The organism is Amycolatopsis sp. cg13 (genome assembly GCF_041346965.1).
Taxonomy (GTDB): domain Bacteria; phylum Actinomycetota; class Actinomycetes; order Mycobacteriales; family Pseudonocardiaceae; genus Amycolatopsis.
Genome location: NZ_CP166848.1, coordinates 2,569,404 through 2,590,622 on the forward strand (window position 1 = coordinate 2,569,404; position 21,219 = coordinate 2,590,622).

The 21,219-nt window shown below is 69.6% G+C and carries 19 protein-coding genes, 1 pseudogene and 1 riboswitch; of the genes and pseudogenes, 8 read left to right on the top strand and 12 right to left on the bottom strand.

Annotated elements, in window-relative coordinates:
• Nucleotides 1-12: 12 nt before the first annotated feature.
• Nucleotides 13-897: a LysR family transcriptional regulator ArgP gene (locus tag AB5I40_RS11530; protein ID WP_370938473.1), complete on the bottom strand. Its 885-nt coding sequence runs from the start codon at nucleotides 895-897 to the stop codon at nucleotides 13-15.
• A 40-nt stretch (nucleotides 898-937) separates the two neighbouring features.
• On the opposite strand from AB5I40_RS11530, the gene AB5I40_RS11535 reads away from it, so the two are divergent.
• From AB5I40_RS11535 to AB5I40_RS11565, 7 genes are all read left to right on the top strand, one after another.
• Complete coding sequence (locus AB5I40_RS11535; protein ID WP_370938474.1) at nucleotides 938-1,573, top strand: LysE/ArgO family amino acid transporter; 636 nt, start codon at nucleotides 938-940, stop codon at nucleotides 1,571-1,573.
• A 70-nt stretch (nucleotides 1,574-1,643) separates the two neighbouring features.
• Nucleotides 1,644-2,096, top strand: a complete 453-nt coding sequence (locus AB5I40_RS11540; RefSeq protein ID WP_370938475.1) for a MarR family winged helix-turn-helix transcriptional regulator — start codon at nucleotides 1,644-1,646, stop codon at nucleotides 2,094-2,096.
• Nucleotides 2,097-2,178: 82 nt separating this feature from the next.
• Nucleotides 2,179-2,976: an ABC transporter ATP-binding protein gene (locus tag AB5I40_RS11545; protein WP_370938476.1), complete on the top strand. Its 798-nt coding sequence runs from the start codon at nucleotides 2,179-2,181 to the stop codon at nucleotides 2,974-2,976.
• A complete protein-coding gene (locus AB5I40_RS11550; protein WP_370938477.1) occupies nucleotides 2,936-3,757 on the top strand; it encodes an ABC transporter permease in 822 nt (273 codons plus the stop codon). The genes AB5I40_RS11545 and AB5I40_RS11550 overlap by 41 nt, the downstream gene beginning before the upstream one ends.
• A gap of 45 nt (nucleotides 3,758-3,802) precedes the next feature.
• Nucleotides 3,803-5,932, top strand: coding sequence for a transglycosylase domain-containing protein (locus tag AB5I40_RS11555; RefSeq protein WP_370938478.1), 2,130 nt, complete (start codon nucleotides 3,803-3,805; stop codon nucleotides 5,930-5,932).
• Nucleotides 5,933-6,013: 81 nt separating this feature from the next.
• Nucleotides 6,014-6,469 (top strand): contact-dependent growth inhibition system immunity protein, encoded by a 456-nt coding sequence (locus AB5I40_RS11560; RefSeq protein ID WP_370938479.1) that lies wholly within the window; start codon nucleotides 6,014-6,016, stop codon nucleotides 6,467-6,469.
• Between the two features lie 382 nt (nucleotides 6,470-6,851).
• A complete protein-coding gene (locus AB5I40_RS11565) occupies nucleotides 6,852-8,465 on the top strand; it encodes an AMP-binding protein (protein ID WP_370940496.1) in 1,614 nt (537 codons plus the stop codon).
• Nucleotides 8,466-8,509: 44 nt separating this feature from the next.
• Here the strand turns inward: AB5I40_RS11565 and AB5I40_RS11570 are convergent, their stop codons facing one another.
• The 5 genes from AB5I40_RS11570 to AB5I40_RS11590 all read right to left on the bottom strand — a co-directional run bounded on the left by AB5I40_RS11570 (nucleotide 8,510) and on the right by AB5I40_RS11590 (nucleotide 11,960).
• Nucleotides 8,510-8,920 (bottom strand): ATP-binding protein, encoded by a 411-nt coding sequence (locus AB5I40_RS11570; protein WP_370940497.1) that lies wholly within the window; start codon nucleotides 8,918-8,920, stop codon nucleotides 8,510-8,512.
• Nucleotides 8,921-8,922: 2 nt separating this feature from the next.
• Nucleotides 8,923-9,297 (bottom strand): STAS domain-containing protein, encoded by a 375-nt coding sequence (locus AB5I40_RS11575; RefSeq protein WP_370938480.1) that lies wholly within the window; start codon nucleotides 9,295-9,297, stop codon nucleotides 8,923-8,925.
• 207 nt (nucleotides 9,298-9,504) lie between these two features.
• Entirely contained in the window at nucleotides 9,505-9,747 is a 243-nt protein-coding gene (locus tag AB5I40_RS11580; protein ID WP_370938481.1) for a hypothetical protein, read from the bottom strand.
• Between the two features lie 57 nt (nucleotides 9,748-9,804).
• Nucleotides 9,805-11,400, bottom strand: a complete 1,596-nt coding sequence (locus AB5I40_RS11585; RefSeq protein WP_370938482.1) for an FMN-binding glutamate synthase family protein — start codon at nucleotides 11,398-11,400, stop codon at nucleotides 9,805-9,807.
• Nucleotides 11,401-11,441: 41 nt separating this feature from the next.
• Nucleotides 11,442-11,960 carry a DUF6790 family protein gene (locus AB5I40_RS11590; RefSeq protein ID WP_370938483.1) on the bottom strand — a complete coding sequence of 173 codons (519 nt, stop codon included), beginning with the start codon at nucleotides 11,958-11,960 and terminating at the stop codon, nucleotides 11,442-11,444.
• Between the two features lie 59 nt (nucleotides 11,961-12,019).
• Here AB5I40_RS11590 and AB5I40_RS11595 point away from each other — a divergent pair, with 59 nt between their 5' ends.
• Nucleotides 12,020-12,433 (top strand): MarR family winged helix-turn-helix transcriptional regulator, encoded by a 414-nt coding sequence (locus AB5I40_RS11595; RefSeq protein ID WP_116206158.1) that lies wholly within the window; start codon nucleotides 12,020-12,022, stop codon nucleotides 12,431-12,433.
• A 108-nt stretch (nucleotides 12,434-12,541) separates the two neighbouring features.
• Here the strand turns inward: AB5I40_RS11595 and metH are convergent, their stop codons facing one another.
• The 6 genes and pseudogenes from metH to AB5I40_RS11625 form a co-directional block, all read right to left on the bottom strand.
• On the bottom strand, nucleotides 12,542-16,147 hold the full coding sequence (gene metH, locus AB5I40_RS11600) for a methionine synthase (RefSeq protein WP_370938484.1): 3,606 nt from the start codon (nucleotides 16,145-16,147) through the stop codon (nucleotides 12,542-12,544).
• 17 nt (nucleotides 16,148-16,164) lie between these two features.
• Nucleotides 16,165-16,241: riboswitch (S-adenosyl-L-homocysteine riboswitch) on the bottom strand.
• Between the two features lie 44 nt (nucleotides 16,242-16,285).
• Nucleotides 16,286-16,888: a maleylpyruvate isomerase N-terminal domain-containing protein gene (locus tag AB5I40_RS11605; RefSeq protein ID WP_370938485.1), complete on the bottom strand. Its 603-nt coding sequence runs from the start codon at nucleotides 16,886-16,888 to the stop codon at nucleotides 16,286-16,288.
• Nucleotides 16,889-16,892: 4 nt separating this feature from the next.
• A complete protein-coding gene (locus tag AB5I40_RS11610; RefSeq protein ID WP_370938486.1) occupies nucleotides 16,893-18,272 on the bottom strand; it encodes a carboxylesterase/lipase family protein in 1,380 nt (459 codons plus the stop codon).
• 251 nt (nucleotides 18,273-18,523) lie between these two features.
• Nucleotides 18,524-19,285, bottom strand: a pseudogene (locus AB5I40_RS11615) (lysylphosphatidylglycerol synthase domain-containing protein); the annotation flags it as partial.
• A complete protein-coding gene (locus AB5I40_RS11620) occupies nucleotides 19,285-20,301 on the bottom strand; it encodes a glycosyltransferase family 4 protein (RefSeq protein WP_370938487.1) in 1,017 nt (338 codons plus the stop codon). The gene AB5I40_RS11620 and the pseudogene AB5I40_RS11615, both read right to left, overlap by 1 nt.
• A gap of 47 nt (nucleotides 20,302-20,348) precedes the next feature.
• On the bottom strand, nucleotides 20,349-21,188 hold the full coding sequence (locus tag AB5I40_RS11625) for an aldo/keto reductase (protein WP_370938488.1): 840 nt from the start codon (nucleotides 21,186-21,188) through the stop codon (nucleotides 20,349-20,351).
• Between the last annotated feature and the right edge of the window lie 31 nt (nucleotides 21,189-21,219).

Sequence of the window (21,219 nt, forward strand, 5' to 3'; positions counted from 1 at the left end):
GCCGATCCGCGGTCACGGTCCGAGCGCGCGCCCAGCCGCCCGTCCCACCGCCTCCGCCACCGCGGCCAGCGACGGCGAGTCGAGCTTCCACTGCTGCCAGTACAACGCCACGTCCACCGCCCGGTCCGGCGCGAGATCGACCAGTTCCCGTCCGGACAGCTGCAGGTCCGGCACCATTCCCCAGCCCAGCCCGGCGGCCACCGCGTCCACAAAGGACACCGACGCCGGGATGTAGTGCCGGACCCGGCTCGGCAGCTTGCGCCGGGTCAAGCGACGCAGGAACCGGTCCTGCAGATCGTCTTTCCGGTCGAACAGGACCGCGGGCGCGGCGGGGAGCCGCTCCGCCAGCGGGCCGCCGTCCAGCCAGCGCCGCACGAATTCCGCCGACGCCACCGCGTGGTACCGCATCGTGCCGAGACGGCTGACCGTGCAGCCCTGCACCGGCTGCGGCGTCGCCGTGATCGCGGCCATCACCAGCCCCTCGCGCAACAGGGCGGCGGTGTGGTCCTGGTCGTCGCTGCGCAGGTCGAATGAGACCGGCGGCTCGGCGGGGACCTCTTCGAGGGCGGACAGGAACCAGGTGGCCAGCGAGTCCGCGTTGACCGCGATCGGCAGCGTCGTCGCCACGCCGGGACCGCCGAGGCCGAGTTCCGCGCGCGTGTCCGCTTCGAGCCGGGTCAGCTGCCGCGCGAACCGCACCAGCACCTCTCCGGATTCGGTGAGCCGCACGGGTTTCGACCGCAGCACGAGCACCCGGCCGATCCGCTGTTCCAGCGCTTTCACCCGCTGGCTCACCGCGGGCGGCGTCACGTGCAGCACCGCCGCGGCGCGGTCGAACGACTGCTCGTCCACCACCGCGAGCAAGGTGCGGACCTGGTCGAGCGGAAGATCGGACATCACGATCGCTTATCTTAGTTCAGAATCTTTACCTGGATTAATGCTCGCTCCCGCTCTTAACGTCGGCGGGGTGATCGCTGCTCTCACCGCCGGATTCGGCACCGGCATGTCCCTCATCGTCGCCATCGGCGCGCAGAACGCCTTCGTGCTCCGCCAAGGACTGCGCGGCGGCCTCGTCGTTCCGGTGATTCTCGTGTGCACGCTGTCCGACGCGGTCCTCATCGCCGCCGGAGTGAGCGGGATCGGGGCGGTACTGCAGCGGTGGCCGTCCGGGATCAAAGTGATCGCAATCGTCGGCGGGCTCTTCCTTGTGGGGTACGGGATCCTCGCCGCGTGCCGCGCCTTCCGCCCGGGCACGCTGACCGTCTCCCCCGCCGACCTGACCTCGCCGAAGCGCACGCTCCTCACCTGCCTCGCGCTCACCTGGCTCAACCCGCACGTCTACCTCGACACCGTTCTCCTCGTCGGCTCCGTCGCGGCCGGGCACGGCGACAGCCGCTGGCTGTTCGGCATCGGCGCGGTGGCCGCGAGCGCGGTCTGGTTCAGCGCCCTCGGCCTCGGCGCGCGGCGGCTGTCCGACGTCTTCGCCCGCCCCGCGGCCTGGCGGATCCTGGACGGCGTGATCGCGGCGACGATGATCGCGCTGGGCGTCGCCCTGCTCCTGCGACAGGGATGAAACGGCAGGCTTCCGGCGAACGGGACATTTAGCGTTGCTAATGACTCTGAGTCAGAGCTAAGTTGGCGGCATGCCCGCACCCCGGATCGACCTCGCCGAACGCGTTCTCACCGCCGTGCTGGGCGTACGCCGGGTCGTGCGCCGCCGGGTGCGCGCCGAACTGCCCGGACCGCATCTGCCGGGCTCGCAGGTGGAACTGCTGCGCGTCGTGCACCGGAATCCGGGCATCGGCGTCGCGGCGGCGGCCCGGGAACTGAGCCTGGCTGGGAATTCGGTGAGCACGCTCGTGAACGTGCTCACCGACGCCGGCCTGCTGCGCCGCGAAGTCGACCCAGCCGACCGCCGGGCCGCGCGGCTGCAGCTCACCGACGCGGCCCGGGACCGGATGGCGGCCTGGCGACGCACTCGCATCGGCCTGGTTTCCGCCGCGCTCACCCAACTGTCCGAAGAGGACACCTCGGCGATCGTCGCCGCACTGCCCGCTCTCGAACGGCTCACTGCGGTGCTCAAGGAGGACACATGAGCGCAGCTTGCAAGCGAATCATTGCTATTCATGCCGTCGCCGCCCAGGCAATCAGCGTGAAACTCCTCAAGGAGGCGACGGCATGAGCGAACCGGCTGTCCGCTGCACTGGCTTGCGGCACGCCTTCGGCACCACCGTCGCGGTCGACGGCGTGGATCTCGCCATCGAAGCCGGCGAGGTCTTCGGTCTTCTCGGCCCGAACGGAGCCGGGAAAACCACCACGATCCGGATGATCACGACGCTGCTGCCCGTTTCCGCGGACCGCATCAGCGTGTTCGGACTCGACGTCGCCCGCCGCCGGATGGCCGTCCGCAGGCTGATCGGTTATGTCCCGCAACAGCTTTCCGCCGACGGCGCGCTCACCGGCCGCGAGAACGTGTCGCTGTTCGCCCGGCTCTTCGACGTCCCACGGGCTCAACGCGCTTCGCAAGTGCGCGAGGCGCTCGAACTCGTCGGGCTGGAGAGCGAGGCGGACCGTCCGGCCGCGCGGTACTCCGGCGGCATGATCCGGCGCCTGGAACTGGCGCAGGCGCTGGTCAGCTCGCCCCGGCTGCTGATTCTCGACGAGCCGACCATCGGCCTCGACCCGGTGGCGCGTTCGGCGGTCTGGGAGCGGATTTCCGAGATCCGCTCCAAAACCGGGATGACGGTGCTCGTCACGACCCACTACATGGACGAGGCAGAGCAGTACTGCGACCGCGTCGCGCTGATGCACACCGGCCGGATCCGCGCGCTCGGCACCCCGGCCGATCTCGAAGCCGGGCTCGGCCCGGAGTCCACTTTGGACGACGTCTTCCGGACCGTCACCGGGAACGCGCTCGACACAGGAGGGATCCGCGATGTCCGTGCCGCTCGCCGCACCGCCCGCCGTCTCGGCTGACCCCGGCCCGCTGGGACAGCTGCGCGTGCTGTTCGCCCGGATCGGCGCGATGTGCCTGGTGGAACTGCAGAAACTCCGCCGCGACCAGACCGAACTGCTCACCCGCGCGATCCAGCCCGCGCTGTGGCTGCTCATCTTCGGCGAAACGTTCACCCGGCTGCGCGCGATCCCGACCGGATCCGTGCCGTACCTCGACTATCTCGCGCCCGGCATCCTCGCCCAGTCCGCGTTGTTCATCTCCATCTTCTACGGCATCCAGATCATCTGGGAGCGCGACGCGGGAGTCCTCGCGAAGCTGCTCGTCACGCCCACACCGCGCGCCGCGCTGGTGGCGGGCAAGGCGTTCGCCGCCGGAGTGCGCGCGCTCGTGCAGGCGCTCATCGTGGTGATTCTCGCCGCGCTGCTCGGCGTCGGGCTCACCGCGAATCCGTTGCGGCTGCTGGGCACCGCGGCGGCCGTTGTGCTCGGTTCGGCCTTTTTCTGCTGTCTTTCGATCGTTATCGCCGGTTTGGTGCTTTCGCGCGAACGGCTGATGGGCATCGGCCAGGCGATCACGATGCCGCTGTTTTTCGGGTCCAACGCGCTCTATCCGGTGAACCTGATGCCGTCCTGGCTCAAGGTGCTCAGCCACGCGAACCCGCTCAGTTACCAAGTCGATGCCTTGCGGGGACTCTTGATCGGCACCCCAGCGAACCTTTGGGCGGATTTCGGCGTCTTAGTGGGTGCGACCGCAGCGGCGATCGCGGTCGCTTCGGCTCTGCTCGGAAGGTTGGCTCGATGAAACACCCTCGTCCGCACACCGGTTTCTCACGAGGACAGGCATAACGTGAGAACCGTGTCTCGTCGCAGGGGGATAGCCCCGTTCCTCGGATTGTGCGTGCTGGCCGGGATTCTCGTCGCGGGCGCGCTGGCGCCGGTCGCGATCGGAGCCGGCGTGCTGTCCAACCAAGTGAGCGATTCCGTCGACTCCATTTCCGCCGATCTAGTGCACGCGGAGCCGCCGCTCGTCACCACGGTCACCGACCGGAACGGCGGGACGATCGCGACTTTGTACGCGCAGTACCGCATTCCGGTCACTCCCGCGCAGATCTCCCCGGCGATGAAAGCCGCGATCGTCGACATCGAAGACCGCCGCTTCTACAGCGAGGGCGGCGTCGACCCGCAGGGCATGCTCCGCGCCGCGGTGCACAACAGTTCCGGCGGGAATCTGCAGGGCGCGTCCACGCTCACGCAGCAATACGTGAAGAACTACCTCGTGAACGTCGTGGACCGCAACAACAAGGCGGCGCAGCAACGGGATCAGGAGGATTCGCTGGCGCGCAAGCTGCGCGAGGCGAAGATCGCCGTGCAGCTGAGCCAGACCGTGTCGAAGGACGACATCCTGGCCGACTACCTGAACGCGGTCGAGTACACCGGCACCGTCTACGGCGTCGGAGCCGCCGCACAGGCGTATTTCGGGACGACAGCGGACAAACTGACCGTGCCGCAGGCCGCGCTGCTGGCCGGGATGGTGAACAACCCCAACGTCTACAACCCGTACACGCATCCGGACAAGGCGCTCCAACGGCGCAATCTGGTGATCGATTCGATGGTGTCCGCGCGCTCGATCCCGGCGTCCTACGGCGCGACCGCGAAGGCGACTCCGCTGGGCCTCAGCGGTTCGCGGCCGCAAGCGCCGTCGAGCACCTGCCTCGGCGCGGCCCCGGACGCCGGGTTCTTCTGCGCGTACGCGGTGCGGTATCTCGTGCAATCCGGGCTCACCGCCGACCAGATCGACACCGGCGGGTACACGGTGAAGACCACAATGGACCCGCACGTGAGCCAGGTGACGAAGGACGCGGTGAACGCGAACGTGCCGACCACTCAGGACGGCGTCGCGAACACCTTCGCGATCGTGCAGCCCGGCAGCGACGGGCACCAGGTCCTCGCGATGGTCGCGAACCGCAACTACGGCACCGATCCCGACCAGGGCGAGACGTCGACGAACATCGTGGCCGACGCGAGCAACAAGTTCGGCGCGGGCTCGTCGTTCAAGATCTTCACCTCGGCCGCCGCGATGGTCACCGGGAAAGCGGGCTTGAACACGCCGCTGACGAACCCGTTCAGCGACTGTTTCAACCCGCCCAACATGAACCGGTACACGCACTGCTATCCGGTGAGCAACGACGGCACGAGCTACCCGAACCCGATCTCGCTCGCAACCGGCTTGGCCACCTCGCCGAACGTCGCGTTCGTCGGCCTGGAGGCGCAAGTGGGCATGCCCGCGGTGCTGGACATGGCGCGGAAACTGGGCCTGCGCAACACCATGGCGACCAACGACGCGGGCAGCAAGCCGATCACCGACCCGTCCGACCCGCGGTCGAAAAACCCGCAATACAACGAACCGCAGTCGCAGTACTTCCAGAACCTGCTGTCCTTCACCCTCGGCAACAGCCCGGTGAGCCCGCTGGAAATGGCGAACGTCTCGGCAACCCTGATGAGCGGCGGCATGTGGTGCCCGCCCAACCCGATCCTGTCCGTCACCGATCGCCACGGCCAGCCGGTTTCGCTGCACCAGCAGGCGTGCGAACAGGTCATCCCGCCCGGCGTCGCGAACACGCTGGAGGCCGGGCTGAGCCAGGACACCACCGTCGGCACGTCCGCCCGCGCGGCCCAGTCGGCCGGCTGGACCCACCCGGACATCGGCAAGACCGGAACCACGCAGGAAAGCGAATCCGTCGCGTTCGTCGGCGGAGTCGACCACTACGCCGTGTCCTCCATGGTCTTCGCCGACGGCCCCCACCCCCAGGAAATCTGCCCCGGCACCCCAGTGCACCTGGGCAACTGCGGCCACGGCGCGTTCGGTGGCACAGTCGCCGCACCGCCGTACTTCGCCGCGATGAACCAACTCCTGGCCGGGCAACCGGATGTCCCGATCCCTCCGCCGGATCCCGCCTACCTGGACGCCCACGCCTGAGCAACTTCGTTCCGTGAGGGGAACCCTGAGGGACTCTGATTCCCTCAGGGTTCCCCTCACGGACTTCTCGCTGCCGCTCCGATGCGAAAATCCTCGGCGGAAGGAGGTGACGACCCCAGGTCCCGACATGCCGACCGGTCCGCCCGATCGCTGGAGCAGATCGAAAACTCCGACTGGGGAGACCCGCCCGCCGACGCGACCCGGCTGATCGAAACCGTGCATCGCTTGCGGCGCAAGCCCATCGGCCTGCTCACCGCCGAGGACCTGCGCCTCCTGCTCGGCCAGAACGTCGGCGCGCCGATCTTCGTGCCGCGGGCGCTGGCGATGCTGGAGGAGGACCCCCTCCGCGAAGGCGACCTCTACCCCGGCGATCTCTTGGCGGCGACGATGCGCATCCCGTCGACCCACTGGCACGCCCGCCCGGACCACCTCGAGCGGCTCAAACGTGTCATCGCCGCGGTCGACACGACGGCCGAGGACTTCGACAGCCTCCTCCGCGGGCGCATCGCCGAATTCCGCGAGCAGCTCCGCTCCTGACCTACTGGGCCTACTCCGCCGCGGCCGCACCGACGACATAGTCCACTCCGGCACCTTCCGCGAGCGCCCCCGACCGACGGTCGCCCAGCCGCCGTGCTCCCGGCCCAAAGCGCCCGCACCGCAGGTTTCGCTCGCCGACTCATCACCCCCGCGCCTGCCCACCGCACCGCTCCGCAGCAACTCCACACCGGACCACCGCACCGCTCCGCAGGAAGCCCGCACCAACCCCACTCCGGAACACTCGGCAACCCCCACCAACCTCGTCCCGACTGCGCTCCGTGCCCCCGCGAGCGCCGTCCGATGTTGCGTCTTCCTGACGGTCGTAAAACGTATTACAGTAGCTGGACGCGTGAATGGCCGTCGTCCGAAATGGGGGCACGTGGTGCAGCTCCAGCCGAGTGCGCATGTCGACACGTTCTGCCGGGACCACCTCCCGCCGTTCGAGCAGTGGCCGCGGTTGTGGTTCGACCTGCCCGAACTGCAGTACCCCGATCGGCTCAACGCGGCCACTCGCCTGCTCGACGACACGATCGCGCGCTGGGGAGCCGACCGTCCCGCGCTGCTGTCCCCTGCCGAATCCTGGTCCTACGGCGAGGTTCTGACCCGCGCCAACCAGATCGCCCATGAACTCACCGCACAAGGCGTCGTGCCGGGGAACCGCGTGCTGCTGCGCGGACCGAACACCCCGTGGCTCGCCGCGTGCTGGCTCGGCGTCCTGAAAGCGGGCGCGGTCGCCGTCGCCACTATGCCGATGTTGCGCGCGCACGAGCTGTCGAAAATCATCGAAGCCAGCACGCCCGTCATCGCCCTCTGCGACCACCGGTACCCCGAAGAACTGCAGTCCTTCGAGCTCCCCCTGATCCCCTACGGCGGCGACGCTCCCGACGATCTTGCCGCCCGCTGCGCGACCCGCCCCGAGAGCTTCGAGGACATCGACACCGCCGCGGACGACGTCGCCCTCCTCGCCTTCACCTCGGGCACCACCGGTCGTCCCAAGGCGACCATGCATTTCCACCGCGACCTGCTCGCCATCGCCGACACGTTCTCCCGGCACCTGGTCAAACCCCGGGAAACCGACCTGTTCTGCGGCACTCCCCCTCTCGCGTTCACTTTCGGACTCGGCGGGCTGCTGGTCTTCCCGCTGCACGCCGGCGCCGCGACGCTGCTCATCGAACGCGCCACACCAGCCGAGTTGGCCGACCTCGTCGCCGAGCACAACGTGACCGTCCTGTTCACCGCGCCCACCGCGTACCGGGCGATCCTGGCGTCCGACCGCCGCCCGCTGCTGTCCGGCTTGCGCCGCGCGGTGTCGGCGGGCGAGGCGCTGCCCGAATCCGTCGCGACCGACTTCCACGAGGCGACCGGCCACTGGCTCATCGACGGCATCGGCAGCACCGAAATGCTGCACGTCTTCATCTCCGCCGCCGACGAGGACGCCCGCCCGGGAGCCACCGGCCGCGCCGTTCCCGGCTACCGCGCGCAAGTCGTCGACGACGAAGGCCGCCCCGTCCCCGACGGCACCCCCGGCCGCCTGGCCGTCCAAGGCCCGACCGGATGCCGCTACCTCGCCGACGACCGGCAGACCGTCTTCGTCGAGGACGGCTGGAACCTGACCGGCGACACCTACGTCCGCGACTCCGACGGCTACTTCCACTACCGCGCCCGCAGCGACGACATGATCGTCTCGTCCGGCTACAACATCGCCGGTCCCGAGGTGGAAGAGGTGCTGCTGCGCCATCCCGACGTGCTGGAGTGCGCGGTGGTCGCCGCCCCGGACGACGCGCGCGGCTCGATCGTCGCGGCCTATGTGGTCCTCAACGAAGGTGTCCTCGGCGACGACGCGAAGGTGAAGGAACTGCAGGACTTCGCGAAATCCCTTGCCGCGCCGTACAAATACCCGCGACGGGTGGAGTTCATCCCGGACCTGCCGCGCAACCCGAGCGGAAAGGTGCAGCGGTACCTGCTGCGGCGGCGCGCCGCCGAACCGGTGAGCTGAGTTCCGGGCCGCCGCCGCACCGGGCCGCGCGCCGAAACCGGTCCTCAGTCCAGCTGCCATCCCAACGTGACCACCGTGCCGTCCGCGCCGGTCCGCACGTCGGCCCGATCCGCCGTCGCCTGCACCAGCAGCAACCCGCGTCCGCGCACCGAAACCGGGTCGTCCTCGGCCTCGTCCGGCGGACGCCACTCCCCGTGGTCCGCGATCACGACCTCGACGCTGTCCGGCCGGCACACCGCGTCGAGGTCCACCAGCCCGGGCTCGCCCGGATACGCGTGATCCGCGACGTTCGCCAGCGCCTCGTACCCGGCCAGCACGATGTCGTGCGCGCGATCGTCCGGAATGCCCGACTCCAGCGCCCACGCCAGCAACCGGTGCCGCAACGCGCGCAACGCCCCCGGTTCCGCGACGATCCCGTGACAGCTCAGTGCGCGGGTGTCCTCCTGCACGTCCATCGTCAACCGCCCGCTCCGGCCACCCCGGCCAGCGCCTGGTCGACCGAGGGGAACAGCGAGATCCACTCGTCGAGTCCGGTGGTCGTGAACGGCCGCGAGGTGATCGAGGACGTGCTCACCACCCGCAACGCCCCCGCGTCGAGCTGGCGGTGCGCGCCGGCCAGCACCTGCAGCCCGGACGAGCTGAGGAAGTCGACCGCGCGCAGGTCCACGACCAGCACGCCGGGCTCGCGCTCGAGCACCCCGCCGACGAACTCGCCGAGTTCCGGCGCGGTGACCAGATCGATCTCGCCGCCCACGGTCACGACCGCGGCCGGTCCCCGCCACCGGACGGACACCTCGAGGTCGCCCGCGTCCTGCCCGTCTCCCGAAGCCACGATTGCCGATCGTGCCCGATCGGACGGCGAATCGCCAGTGGACCACCGGACGGCCCCTGCCCGAGACCCCCGCCCGGCCGTGCATCCGCTCGGCCATCAGCGGGTCCGGCGCACGCCACTTGCGGTGAACCGCACGTCAACCGAGCGGGAGCGCCGGCTGCCCGCGTCCGGCAACCCCGGACCACACCTGCGGAGACCGGCCGCGAGTCACCTGGCGCGCCGTCTCCTCAGCTCGGCCAGCCACTCCCGGATCTGGCTGTCGTCATGCAGATAGCCGCCATCGGGCCCACGAGGCAGATCGATTCCGCAGAGGAGATCCAAGGCCCAGAGACTCAGCTCATCCCGCGAAAGCCCGTCGTCGGTCAGCCACCGGCCCGCCCAGCGGTCCACCGCGTCACGAGTCATCCGCCCGTCGAGAAGCGCCGCGAAATGCGCTTCGATCTCGTCCAAGCCCGGCTGCTCACCAGCGATCACGCATCGACCGTACCCACTCGAATCAAGGCTCCCTCAGGCGAACCGGTCCGGATCGGCCGCTGCCCACTCCTCCGCCCAGCCCTTCGGCGGTCCCGCCAGCAACTCCCCCGGCGACAACCAGTCGTACCACTCCCCATACGACAGCACCGTCCGCGCATCAACCCGCCGTCGCAGCAACTGCGGCGACAGCTCCGCCGGATCCGAAACCCCCATCGCAGCCATGATGCGCATCGCCGAAGCGACCGTAGCCTCCTGGTAGCGCCGCACTCGCTCGGTCTTGTCCCCGACGTCCAGCGCCCGCCCCCGGCGCGGGTCCTGCGTCGCGACACCTACCGGGCACTTGTTCGTATGGCATCGCTGCGACTGGATGCACCCGACCGCGAACATCATCGCCCGCGCCGCGTTCGTGTAGTCCGCGCCCTGGATCAGCCGCTTCACCACATCCGCCCCAGTGGCGACCTTCCCGCTCGCCCCGAGCTTGATCCGGTCCCGCAACCCGGTACCGACCAGTGCATTGTGGACAGTGTGCAGGCCCTCGGTGAGCGGCGTGCCAAGGTGGTCCGCGAACTCCAGCGGAGCGGCACCGGTACCGCCCTCGGCACCGTCGACCACAATGAAGTCCGGCGTAATCCCTTCGGCCAGCATCGCCTTGCACACCGCCAGCACCTGCACCCGCGAACCGACACACAGCTTGAATCCGGTCGGCTTGCCGCCAGCCAGCTCGCGCATCCGGGCAATGAACAGCACCAGTTCACGCGGCGTAGAGAACACTCGGTGATACGGCGGGGAAACCACGGTCTCCCCCAACGGAACCTCCCGCACCCGGGCGATTTCCGCATTCACCTTAGTACCCGGCAGCACCCCGCCCATCCCGGGCTTCGCGCCTTGCGAAAGCTTGAGCGAAACGCATTTCACCGAATCGTGCGCAGCTTTGTCGGAAAAAGTCGAGGGATCGAAATCGCCGTCGGAGGTCCGGCAGCCGAAGTACCCGGTGCCGATCTCCCAGATCAGGTCGCCGCCGCCGCGAAGGTGGTACTCCGACAGCCCGCCTTCGCCGGTGTCGTGGGCGAAACCGCCGCGGGCGGCGCCCTGGTTCAGCGCGAGGATTGCGTTGCTGGACAAGGAGCCAAAGCTCATCGCGGACACATTCAGCAAAGCCATCTCGTACGGCCGCGTGCAGTCCGGACCGCCGACGCGGACTCGCGGCACGGTATCCGGAACTGGCACCGGCGCGAGTGACGGGACGAGGAATTCGTATCCCTCGGCGTATACGTCGCGCTCGGTGCCGAATGGTTCTTCCGCGGCCGTGCCCTTGGCGCGTTGATAAACAATGGACCGGACGTCCCGGTCGTACGGACGGCCGTCGAAGTTGCGTTCCACGAAGTACTGCTGCAATTCCGGCCGGATGCTTTCGAGCAGGAACCGCAGGTGCCCGAGCACCGGATAGTTCCGCAGCACCGAATGCCGCCGCTGGGTCACGTCGTACATCCCGGTCGCCGCGAGCACCAGCAACGGCGCCGCCAGGAACCACCACCACGCCGACACCGCCGCGCTGAGCGCCACTGCCCCGGCCGCGAGCACGACCAGCCCCGCGACCAGTCCGAATCGGACCACACTGAGTCTTGCCACGGCGTCGAAACTAAACCCCGCCGCCGAGCCGCGCAGGTCGGCTAGACCAGCTCCGGCTGCTTGGCCGCGGCCAGCCGCTTCGAACGGACCGCGAGGACGATCAGCACCGCCGGGAAGAGCAGGTCGCAGACCAGGACGCCGCCGGTGTTGCCCGGCGCGTGGTCGCCGTTCGCGAACCACTGGTACCCGTGCCCGATCAGCGCGCCCCACAGGAACATCCCGGCCCCGAGGCCGACGGTGATGCGCTCCCGCACGGTGGCCGAGGCCGAGGCGGCGCGGAAGCCCATCACCGCGAGCCCGAGGTTGGCGAACGCGATCTCGAACTGGAACGCCGACGGGGCGAATCCGATGGTCTCGGCCATCACGCCCGGCGCGCCGAGGAACGCGAGGACCATCCACAGGCTGCCGCACCCGAGCGCGGCGACGGCCCACCACCGCTGCCAGGTTTCGAGCCTGGCCCGCGGCGAAGGGCTCTTCCGGGTGCGGAGCACCGCACCGACGACCGCGATCAGCGGCCAGATCAGGGGGAACAGGGTCTGAGCTGCGTAAGGGATCTCCATGCCGATGAGTCTTGCATAGTTAATATTAACTCGTCAACACTCCTGGTAGGCTCGCCCTCGTGGACGACGGACTTGCCGAAGCGCTGCATCGAGTGGTGTACCTGCTGGGCGAAGCCGCGCGGCAGCGCGCGGACGGCTCAGGCGGATTGACGTACAGCCAGCTGCGATTGCTGGGCACAGTGGAAGACATCGAACCCGCGACGCAGCATCAGCTGGCGCAGGCGATGTCGGTCTCCGACCCGGCGATCAGCCGCGCGCTGCGCCCGCTGGAATCGGCCGGGCTCGTGCAGGTGCGCCAAGACCCCGAGCACGCCCGACGACGGCTGGTCACGCTGACTGACGCGGGCCGTGCCGCCTTCCATGACACGGGGAAGCCGCTCCGGGACGAGTTCCGCGAGGCCTTGCTGAAGGCGGGTTTTCCGTATGAGCAGTACTTGCGCGATACGGAGCGGCTCGCGGAACTACTGTCCTGAGCGAATGGCCCAGAGATGCCGTGAGGGGAACCCTGAGGGACTCTGATTCCCTCAGGGTTCCCCTCACGGACCCGGCCCGGTCACCCAAGGGCGACGCGAGAAGATGGCTCAGTAAGCCAGATTAGGCCGCAGCCACCGCTCCACTTCGGACAGTTCCTCGCCGCGCCGGGCCGCGTAGTCCTCCATCTGGTCGCGGCCCAACCGGCCGACCGTGAAGTACCGCGAGTCCGGATGCGCGAAGATCAGCCCGCTCACCGCGGCGGCCGGGGTCATCGCGTACGACTCGGTCAGCCCGATCCCCAGCTCGTCGGCGCCCAGCAGCGAGAACAGGTCCTTCTTCTCGCTGTGGTCCGGGCTCGCCGGGTAGCCGAGCGCGGGGCGGATGCCGCGGAAGCGTTCCGCGTGCAGGTCCGCCAGGTCCGGCTGCACGTCCGGCTCGAACCAGCGGCGGCGGGCCTCCAGGTGCAGGTACTCGGCGAACGCTTCGGCCAGCCGGTCGGCCAGCGCCTTCACCATGATCGCCCGGTAGTCGTCGTGCTCGGCCTCGTAGCGCGCGGCCAGGTCCTCCGCGCCGTGGATGCCGACGGCGAATCCGCCCAGGTGGTCGCCGAAACCGGCGGGGGCGATGTAGTCGGCGAGGCACCGGTTCGCGCGGCCCTCCGGCTTCTGCGTCTGCTGGCGCAGCATCGGGAACTTCCAGTCCGAGTACTCGCCGTCGAGCAGGATGTCGTCGCCCTCGGAATGCGCGGGCCAGAACGCGTATGCGCCGCGCGCGGTGAACGAGCCGTTCTCGATGATCTCGTCCAGCAGTTGGTTCGCGTCGTCGAACAGCTCGCGCGCGACCGGCTGGTCGAGGATCGCCGGGTACTTGCCCTTGAGTTCCCAGGCCAGGAACAGGAACTGCCAGTCGATCATCTCGCGCAGCTCCGGAATCGACGGCTCGACCACGCGCACGCCGGTGAATTCCGGCGTCGGGATCTCGTCGAACGACACCTTCTCGGCGTTGGCGCGTGCCTGCTCGACAGTCAGCATCGGCGTCGCGTGCCGGTTTTCGTGCTGGACGCGCAACCGCTGCTGTTCGGCGCGGTTGGCGGTGTCCAGCGCGTCGGCGCGGTCGGTGTCGAGCAGGTCGGACACCACGCCGACCACCCGTGACGCGTCAAGCACGTGCACCGTCGTGTGGTCGTACGCCGGCGCGATCTTCACCGCGGTGTGCTGCTTCGACGTGGTCGCGCCGCCGATCAGCAGCGGCAGCTTCAGCCCGCGCCGCTGCATTTCCTGCGCCACCGACACCATCTCGTCCAGCGACGGCGTGATCAGCCCGGACAGCCCGACGACGTCCGCGTGCTCGGCGACCGCGGTGTCGAGGATCTTCGCCGCGGGCACCATCACGCCGAGGTCGATCACCTCGTAGTTGTTGCAGCCCAGCACAACGCCGACGATGTTCTTGCCGATGTCGTGCACGTCGCCCTTCACCGTGGCGAGCACGACCTTGCCCTGGCCGCGGGAGGTCTGGATGCGGCCCTCGGCCAGCATCTTCTCCTTCTCCGCCTCCATGTACGGCTCGAGATAGGCCACCGAACGCTTCATCACCCGCGCGCTCTTCACGACCTGCGGCAGGAACATCTTCCCGGAGCCGAAGAGGTCGCCGACGATCTTCATGCCGTCCATCAGCGGACCCTCGATCACCTCGAGCGGCCGCTCGAACGACTGCCGGGCCTCCTCGGTGTCGTCCTCGATGAAGTCCACGATGCCGTGCACCAGCGCGTGCGAAAGCCGTTCCGCCACCGGCTTGTCGCGCCAGGACAGGTCGACGACGCGCTTGGTGCCGCTGCCCTTGACCGTCTCGGCGAACTCCACGAGCCGGTCGGTGGCGTCCTCGCGGCGGTCGAACAGGACGTCCTCGACCAGCTCCAGCAGGTCCTTCGGGATGTCCTCGTACACCGCGAGCTGGCCGGCGTTGACGATGCCCATGTCGAGCCCGGCGCGCACGGCGTGGAACAGGAACGCCGAGTGCATCGCCTCGCGCACGACGTTGTTGCCGCGAAAGGAAAACGACAGGTTCGAGATGCCGCCGGAGGTGTGCGCGCCCGGGCAGCGCTCCTTGATCAGCGGCAGCGCCTCGATGAACGCCTTCGCGTAGCCGTTGTGCTCGCTGATGCCGGTGGCGACGGCGAGCACGTTCGGGTCGAAAATGATGTCCTCGCCCGCGAAACCGGCCTCGCGGGTGAGCAGATCGTAAGCGCGGGAACAGATTTCGACCTTGCGCTCGACCGTGTCGGCCTGGCCCTTCTCGTCGAAAGCCATCACCACGACGCCGGCGCCGTAGTCGTGGATGCGCCGGGCCTGCTCCAGGAACGGGCCCTCGCCCTCCTTGAGGCTGATCGAGTTGACCACGCCCTTGCCCTGCACGCAGCGGAGCCCGGCTTCCAGCACGCTCCAGCGCGAACTGTCGACCATCACCGGGATGCGCGCGACCTCGGGCTCGGTGGCGATCAGGTTGAGGAACGTCGTCATCTCCTGCTCGGATTCGAGCAGGTCGGCGTCGAAGTTGACGTCCAGCAGGTTCGCGCCGCCGCGGACCTGCTCCAGCGCGACGTCCACCGCCGCCTGGTGGTCGCCCGCCTCGATGAGCCGGCGGAACTTCGCCGAACCGGTGACGTTGGTGCGTTCGCCGATCATCACGAACCCGGTGTCCGCGCCGATCTTGAACGGTTCGAGGCCGGAGAACCGCGTGCTCGCCTCGTGCGCGGGCACCGGCCGCGGCGGGAGTCCCTTGACGGCCTCGGCGATCTTCGCGATGTGCGCGGGCGAGGTGCCGCAGCAGCCGCCGACGATGTTGACCATCCCGGCCCCGGCGAACTCGCCGAGCATGCCGCCGGTTTCCTCGGGCGTCTGGTCGTAGCCGCCGAACGCGTTGGGCAGGCCCGCGTTCGGGTGGCACGCGGTGTAGGTGTCGGCGAGCTTCGCCAGTTCCTCCACGTGCGGGCGCATTTCGGCGGCGCCGAGCGAACAGTTGACGCCGACGACCATCGGGCGCGCGTGCGCGACGGACGTCCAGAACGCCTCGACGGTCTGGCCGGACAGGGTGCGCCCGGACAGGTCGACGATGGTCACCGAAATCCACAGCGGCAGATGCGGCGCGACCTCGCGGGCCGCGGCGATGGCGGCCTTGCAGTTGAGGGTGTCGAAGATCGTCTCGATCATCAGCAGGTCGACGCCGCCGTCGGAGAGCGCCTGGATCTGCTCGGCGTACGAGGCTTTGACGTCTTCGAAGCTGACCGCGCGGTACGCCGGGTCTTCGACGCGCGGCGAGAGCGACAGCGTGACGTTCAGCGGGCCGATCGACCCGGCCACGAACCGGTTGCCGAACTCGTTCGCGGCCTGGCGCGCAAGCTCGGCGGCGCGCAGGTTCATCTCGCGCACGCGGTCCTGCAGGCCGTAGTCCGCCTGGCCGATGCTGGTGGCGGTGAACGTGTTGGTAGTGGTGATGTCCGCGCCCGCGGCGAGGTACTGGCGGTGCACGTCGAGCACGACGTCCGGCCGCGTGAGGTTCAGCAGGTCCGGGTCGCCGGTGACGTCCTTCTCGTGGCCTTCGAGCCAGTCCGCCCGGTAGTCCTCGGGAGCGAGACCGGCGCCCTGCAGCATCGTGCCCCAGGCCCCGTCGAGCACGACGACGCGCTGGTCGAGCAGGTTCCGCAGGTTCTGGGTCATCGCCACCTCCGCATGAGTCCACGGAGGCGCCCTTGGATGGTGGTACCGGCCGAGCGTGGCGGACCACCGGTCCGTTGCAGCGCCTCTCGACCTGGTGGTCAAGACTACCGGATGTGACCACCCCGCGGGCAGGCGTGTTCACTCCTCGGGAATCGAGCGGTCCTCGAGCGGGCTGCCCCGCCACTTCCAGCCGGTCCGCCGCGGTCGTCCGGGCAGGTCGATCCGGCCGGCGCACCAGCGGAGCGCGTCCCAAGCGTCGGGAATCGGCTCCTGCTCAGGGAAAAGCCGCGCGACGACGCGGGCGCAGACCTCGCGCGGCGGGTCGATCGCGACGCCGAGTCCCTGGGCGATGTCGTCGCCGTGCAGCAGCAGTTCAACGCAGCCCATCGCGGCGAAACCGGCCGGATCGGAGCTGCCGGTCGGGTGGTAGGCGCGTTCGTCCGGACGGCTGGCGCGGACCGCGGCGGCGAGCAAACGCCCGCCGGTGAGAGCGAATTCGAGCAGTTCGGCCGGGGACGCGTCGTCGTCGGTTTTGGCGAGGAAGCGCACGTAACGGTCGGCCGGACGGCTCACGACCTGCGCGGCGTAGGAGAGGAGCGTGTCGCCGAGGTGCTCTGCGGTGTAACGGCAATCCCACTCGAGATCGCCCGCCGGACGGGTCCAGTCGCCGCCGGTGGCGGGCGTGAGGGCGGCGGAAACGCAGGTGAGGGCTTCGTCGAGGTCTTCGGCGCGCACGGTCATGCGGTCAGCGTAGAGAAGCCCAGAAGCCGCAGTGGTGATCTTTCGCGAAACTGGTCAACGGCTGCGCGCCGCCCGGCCGGTACGCGACCGACTGGCCAGTCGGACCGCCGCGGACGAACGCCGTCCAGTCGTCCACCATCCGGTCCGCGAGCCGCTGCTGAGCCGGGGTGAACGTTGTTGGCTGCTCGGCAAAATCGAATAGGTACGGCAGTTCCGCGGTGTGCGTGGCCCCGAGCGGGAACGGCGCTCGCAGCGCGGCCGCGGCCGGTGAGGTCGGGTCGTTGAACTCGTACGTCGACACGCTCGGCAGCGAACTGGCCAGCTTGGCGGTCGGACAGGAGAACGCCCAGTCGGTGACAGCCGCCGCGTATGCGAGGGAAGCGTTGCCGCTGAACGCATCCACCGGGTATTCGCGCGCGACGGCGGCCGCGTTCGGGAAGACGGTGGCAAGCGCTTGCGGGTAGCCGTGCCGCGTGACTTCGCGACCGGCCGCCGCCTGCTCGGCGAGGAAATACGTGAACTCGTCGTGCGTCGTGCCCAGCATGACCGGCACTGGGGTAGCGGGAACCTTGCCGGGCAGCACCGAGCCGCCGGTGACCGGTCCCGGCATTTCGATGCCCGCGATCGAGCCGTACGCCGGTGCGGCCAGGAGTTTCTTGACGGGCAACGCGCGCAGGCATTCCGCGGCGGTCTTGCGGTCGGTACAGCCGCGTGCGGCGGCATACTCGACGCTCTTGTGCTCGGCCGCGGACAGCGTCGCCTGCGCCTGGCACGGTCCACTTTGGATGATCGCGGCGCGGAACAGCCCGCGCGAGCCGGGGGCGACGAGGTGGTCGCACACCGACATCCCGCCCGCGGACTCCCCCGCGATCGTCACTTGGTTCGGGTCGCCGCCGAAGGATTCGATGTTGTCGCGCACCCACAGCAGCGCCTGCTGCTGGTCGAGGAAGCCGTAGTTGCCGGGCTCCGGGCCGAGCGACGGGTCGGCGAGGAAGCCGAGCGCGCCGAGCCGGTAGTTGAGCGTGACGACCACCGCGTCGCCGCGGTCGACGAGCCGCGCGGCGCCGTAGCGGTCGCCGCCGCCGGTGAGGAACGCGCCGCCGTGCAGCCACACCAGGACGGGCCGCCCAGTCTGGCCGGCCGGCGGGGTCCACACATTGAGGTAGAGGCAGTCTTCGCTGGTCAGGGCTCCGTCGGCGGCCTGCGGGCAGCGAGGCCCTGGTTTCGTGGCGTCGCGCTCCCCCGCCCAGGGCTCGACCGGGGCGGGCGGCTGCCAGCGCCGCTCGCCGACAGGTGCGGCCGCGTACGGGATGCCTTGGAAGAGCCGGTGATCGGGAGCGGTGCCGTCGACACTGCCGCGGACGGCTCCGGCTGCGGTGTGCACGACGTCGCCTGCCCGGCTGATCGACGCGTCCGAAGCCGCACAGGCCGAGGCGGCCAGAACGGGGACGACGGCCAGCGCCGCGAACCACCGTCGCCGAATCGCCCGAAAAGCCGCTGCCACTGGCCGGACGATACCGGCCCGGCGTCCGGGTCCGGCCGCCGGATCATCCGGCGGAGCGCGAGAACCGCCCCGCCGGGCAGCGTGGAGACCAGGCCGAGCACGCCGTAGCCGACCGCGACCGTAACGCCCTGCTCAGCGCCCAGCCCGGCGGCGGCGAACGAAACCGCCGCGGCGCCCTCGCGCGGACCGAACCCGCCGACGTTGAGCGGCATGCCCATCGCCAGCAACGCGAGCACCAGCAGCGGCAGCAGGACGCCCAACGGCGCGGTCGCACCAGCCGCTCGGGCGGCGACCACGAACAGCGTCAGATGACCCGCCACCGCCAGCACAGACCAGCCGGTGACGCCGGGCCACGCGCCGAGCACGCCAGTCCGGATGTCGGCCGCCCAGACGTGCCTGAACCGTTGCCGCATCGCCACCGCCACCACGACCAGCGCCACCGCGACGATCCCCAGGCAGATCAGCACCTGACGCGGCAACAGCTCGGGCCGGAAGACCACGACGGCCAATCCGGCGACCACCACCACGGTCTGCCCGGCGACGCGTTCAAGCACCACCGCCCGGACGCCGCGGCCGACGTCGCCGGAGCGTCGTCCGTGCTGCACCGCGCGGTGGACGTCGCCGAGCACGCCAGCAGGGAGGACGCCGTTGAGGAATTGCGCGCCGTAGTAGTCGCCGACGGCTTCGCGAAACGGCAGGTGCAGGCCCAGCCGGGCCGCGACCAGCCGCCAGCGGGCGGCGCTCGCGAGCGTGGTTACGACCCCGATGACCAGGGCAATTGCGATCGGAACCGGGCCTAGGGCTTTTAGTCCACCGGCAAACGCTCCGGTCCCCAGCCGCCACCACAGCGCGGCGATGAGCGCGGCCCCGGCCAGCAGTCGCAGCCATCGCATCAACCCACCGCCAAGATTCCGCGCAACCGGGCCGCCGCGCCGGCCCACCCCTCCAGTGTGCGCGCTCTCGCTGTCGCCGCAGCACGGAGTCGTTTCCGCAGGTCAGGGTCGTCGCGCCAGCTTCGGAGGGCGGTCGCGAGCGCTGTTTCGTCGCCGGGCGGGACGAGGAGGCCGGGCTGCTCGCCGTTCGGGGTGCGGCCGAGTGCGTCGGGGATGCCGCCGACGTCCGAGGCCAGCACCGGGATGCCGCGCGCGAGCGCCTCCGTGACGACCATGCCGTACGTCTCGGCGTGCGAGGGCAGGACCAGCAGATCGGCCCGGTCGTAGGCGACTTCGAGCGCCGACCCGTCAAGCGGGCCGGTGAAGCGAGCCCGGGGATGGCTCAAGCCGTTGGCGTAGGCCGGGTTTCGGGTGCGCGATCCGACGAAGTCCACTCGTAGATCGTCCACTTCGGACAGTGCGTTGAGGAGGATGTCCTGCCCCTTGCGCGGGGTCACCGCGGCGACGCAGATCAGCTGGGACACGCCGTCGGTCCCGGTCGCCCGCGGTGCCGGATCGGTCCCGGGCGGTGCGATGTGGACAGTGGCGAGCCCGTGGCGCTTCTCGACGGCGCGGGCGGCGGCTGCGCTGGTGACGATGACCTGGCGCGCCAACTGGAGCGTCTTCTGCTCGCGAGCATCGAGGTCAGCCGCGCGCCGCGGGTCCAGGCCGGTTTCGTCGGCCAGCGGCAGGTGCACGAGGACGGCCAGATCGAGCCGGTCCGCGTGCGGGAGGACGACGTCCGGCACTCCGCAGGCGACCAGGCCGTCGAGCAGCACTTTCGCGCCGTCAGGGACCTGCGCGAGGACCAGGTCCAGCTGCTTTTTCGCGGCCTCGTCAGGGTCCGGCCAGCTGCCGCCGACCGGCCGCAGCCCTACTGGCAGGTGCTCGGCCATGCGGCGGTCGTAGGTGTTGCCGCCGCTGGGCACGCTGCGGTCGTCGATGTCGCCGGGGACCACGAAACAGGACAGTCGCACGCTGCCTCCTTCCTCACTGGAGACAACGTGCGGCTGAGTGATCTGGTTCAGCCTTCGAAGGTGTCCGGGTCGAAGCCCGTGCGGCGGCCTTCGTCGAGGCCGCTGAGGACGTCGAGGTCGCTGTCGCTGAGGGAGAAGTCGAAGATGTCGATGTTCTCCCGCATCCGCTTCGGCGACGACGACTTCGGGAACACGACGTTGCCGATTTGGATGTGCCAGCGCAGCACGATCTGGGCGGGCGTCTTGCCGTGTTTTTCGGCCAGTTCGGCCAGAAGCGGGTCTTCGAGCACCTCGCCTTGGGCGAGCGGGCTCCACGCCTCGGTCACGATGCCGTGCGCCTCGTGGTAGGCGCGCAATTCCGGTTGCTGCAACGCGGGATGCAGCTCGATCTGGTTCACCGCGGGCACTGTCGCCGACTCAGCGGCCAGCCGTTCCAGGTGCGGGATCTGGAAGTTGGACACCCCGATCGCCCGGGCCTTTCCGGCGCGCTGGAGTTCCTCGAAGCCGTGCCAGGTCGCCACGTACTTGTCCTGCTTCGGCAACGGCCAATGGATCAGGTAAAGATCGACGTAATCCAATTCGAGCCGCTGCAGGCTGCCTTCCATCGCGTTGATCGCGTTGTCGTGGCCCTGCGCGTCGTTCGCCAGCTTCGTGGTGACGAAGATTTCCTCGCGCGGCACGCCGGAATCGCGGATGCCCGCGCCGACGCCCTCTTCGTTGCGGTACATCTGCGCCGTGTCGAGGTGCCGGTAGCCCGCCTCCAGCGCTTCGCGCACCCGCGCGGCGGTTTCCTCCGGCGGGATCTGGAAGACGCCCAGGCCGAACTGCGGGATCCGGACGCCGTTGGTGAGTTCGAGCTGCGGAACGCGGTTCGTCTCGATCGTCATGTCGGCGGCCTACCCGTGCGCGGCGGCGGCG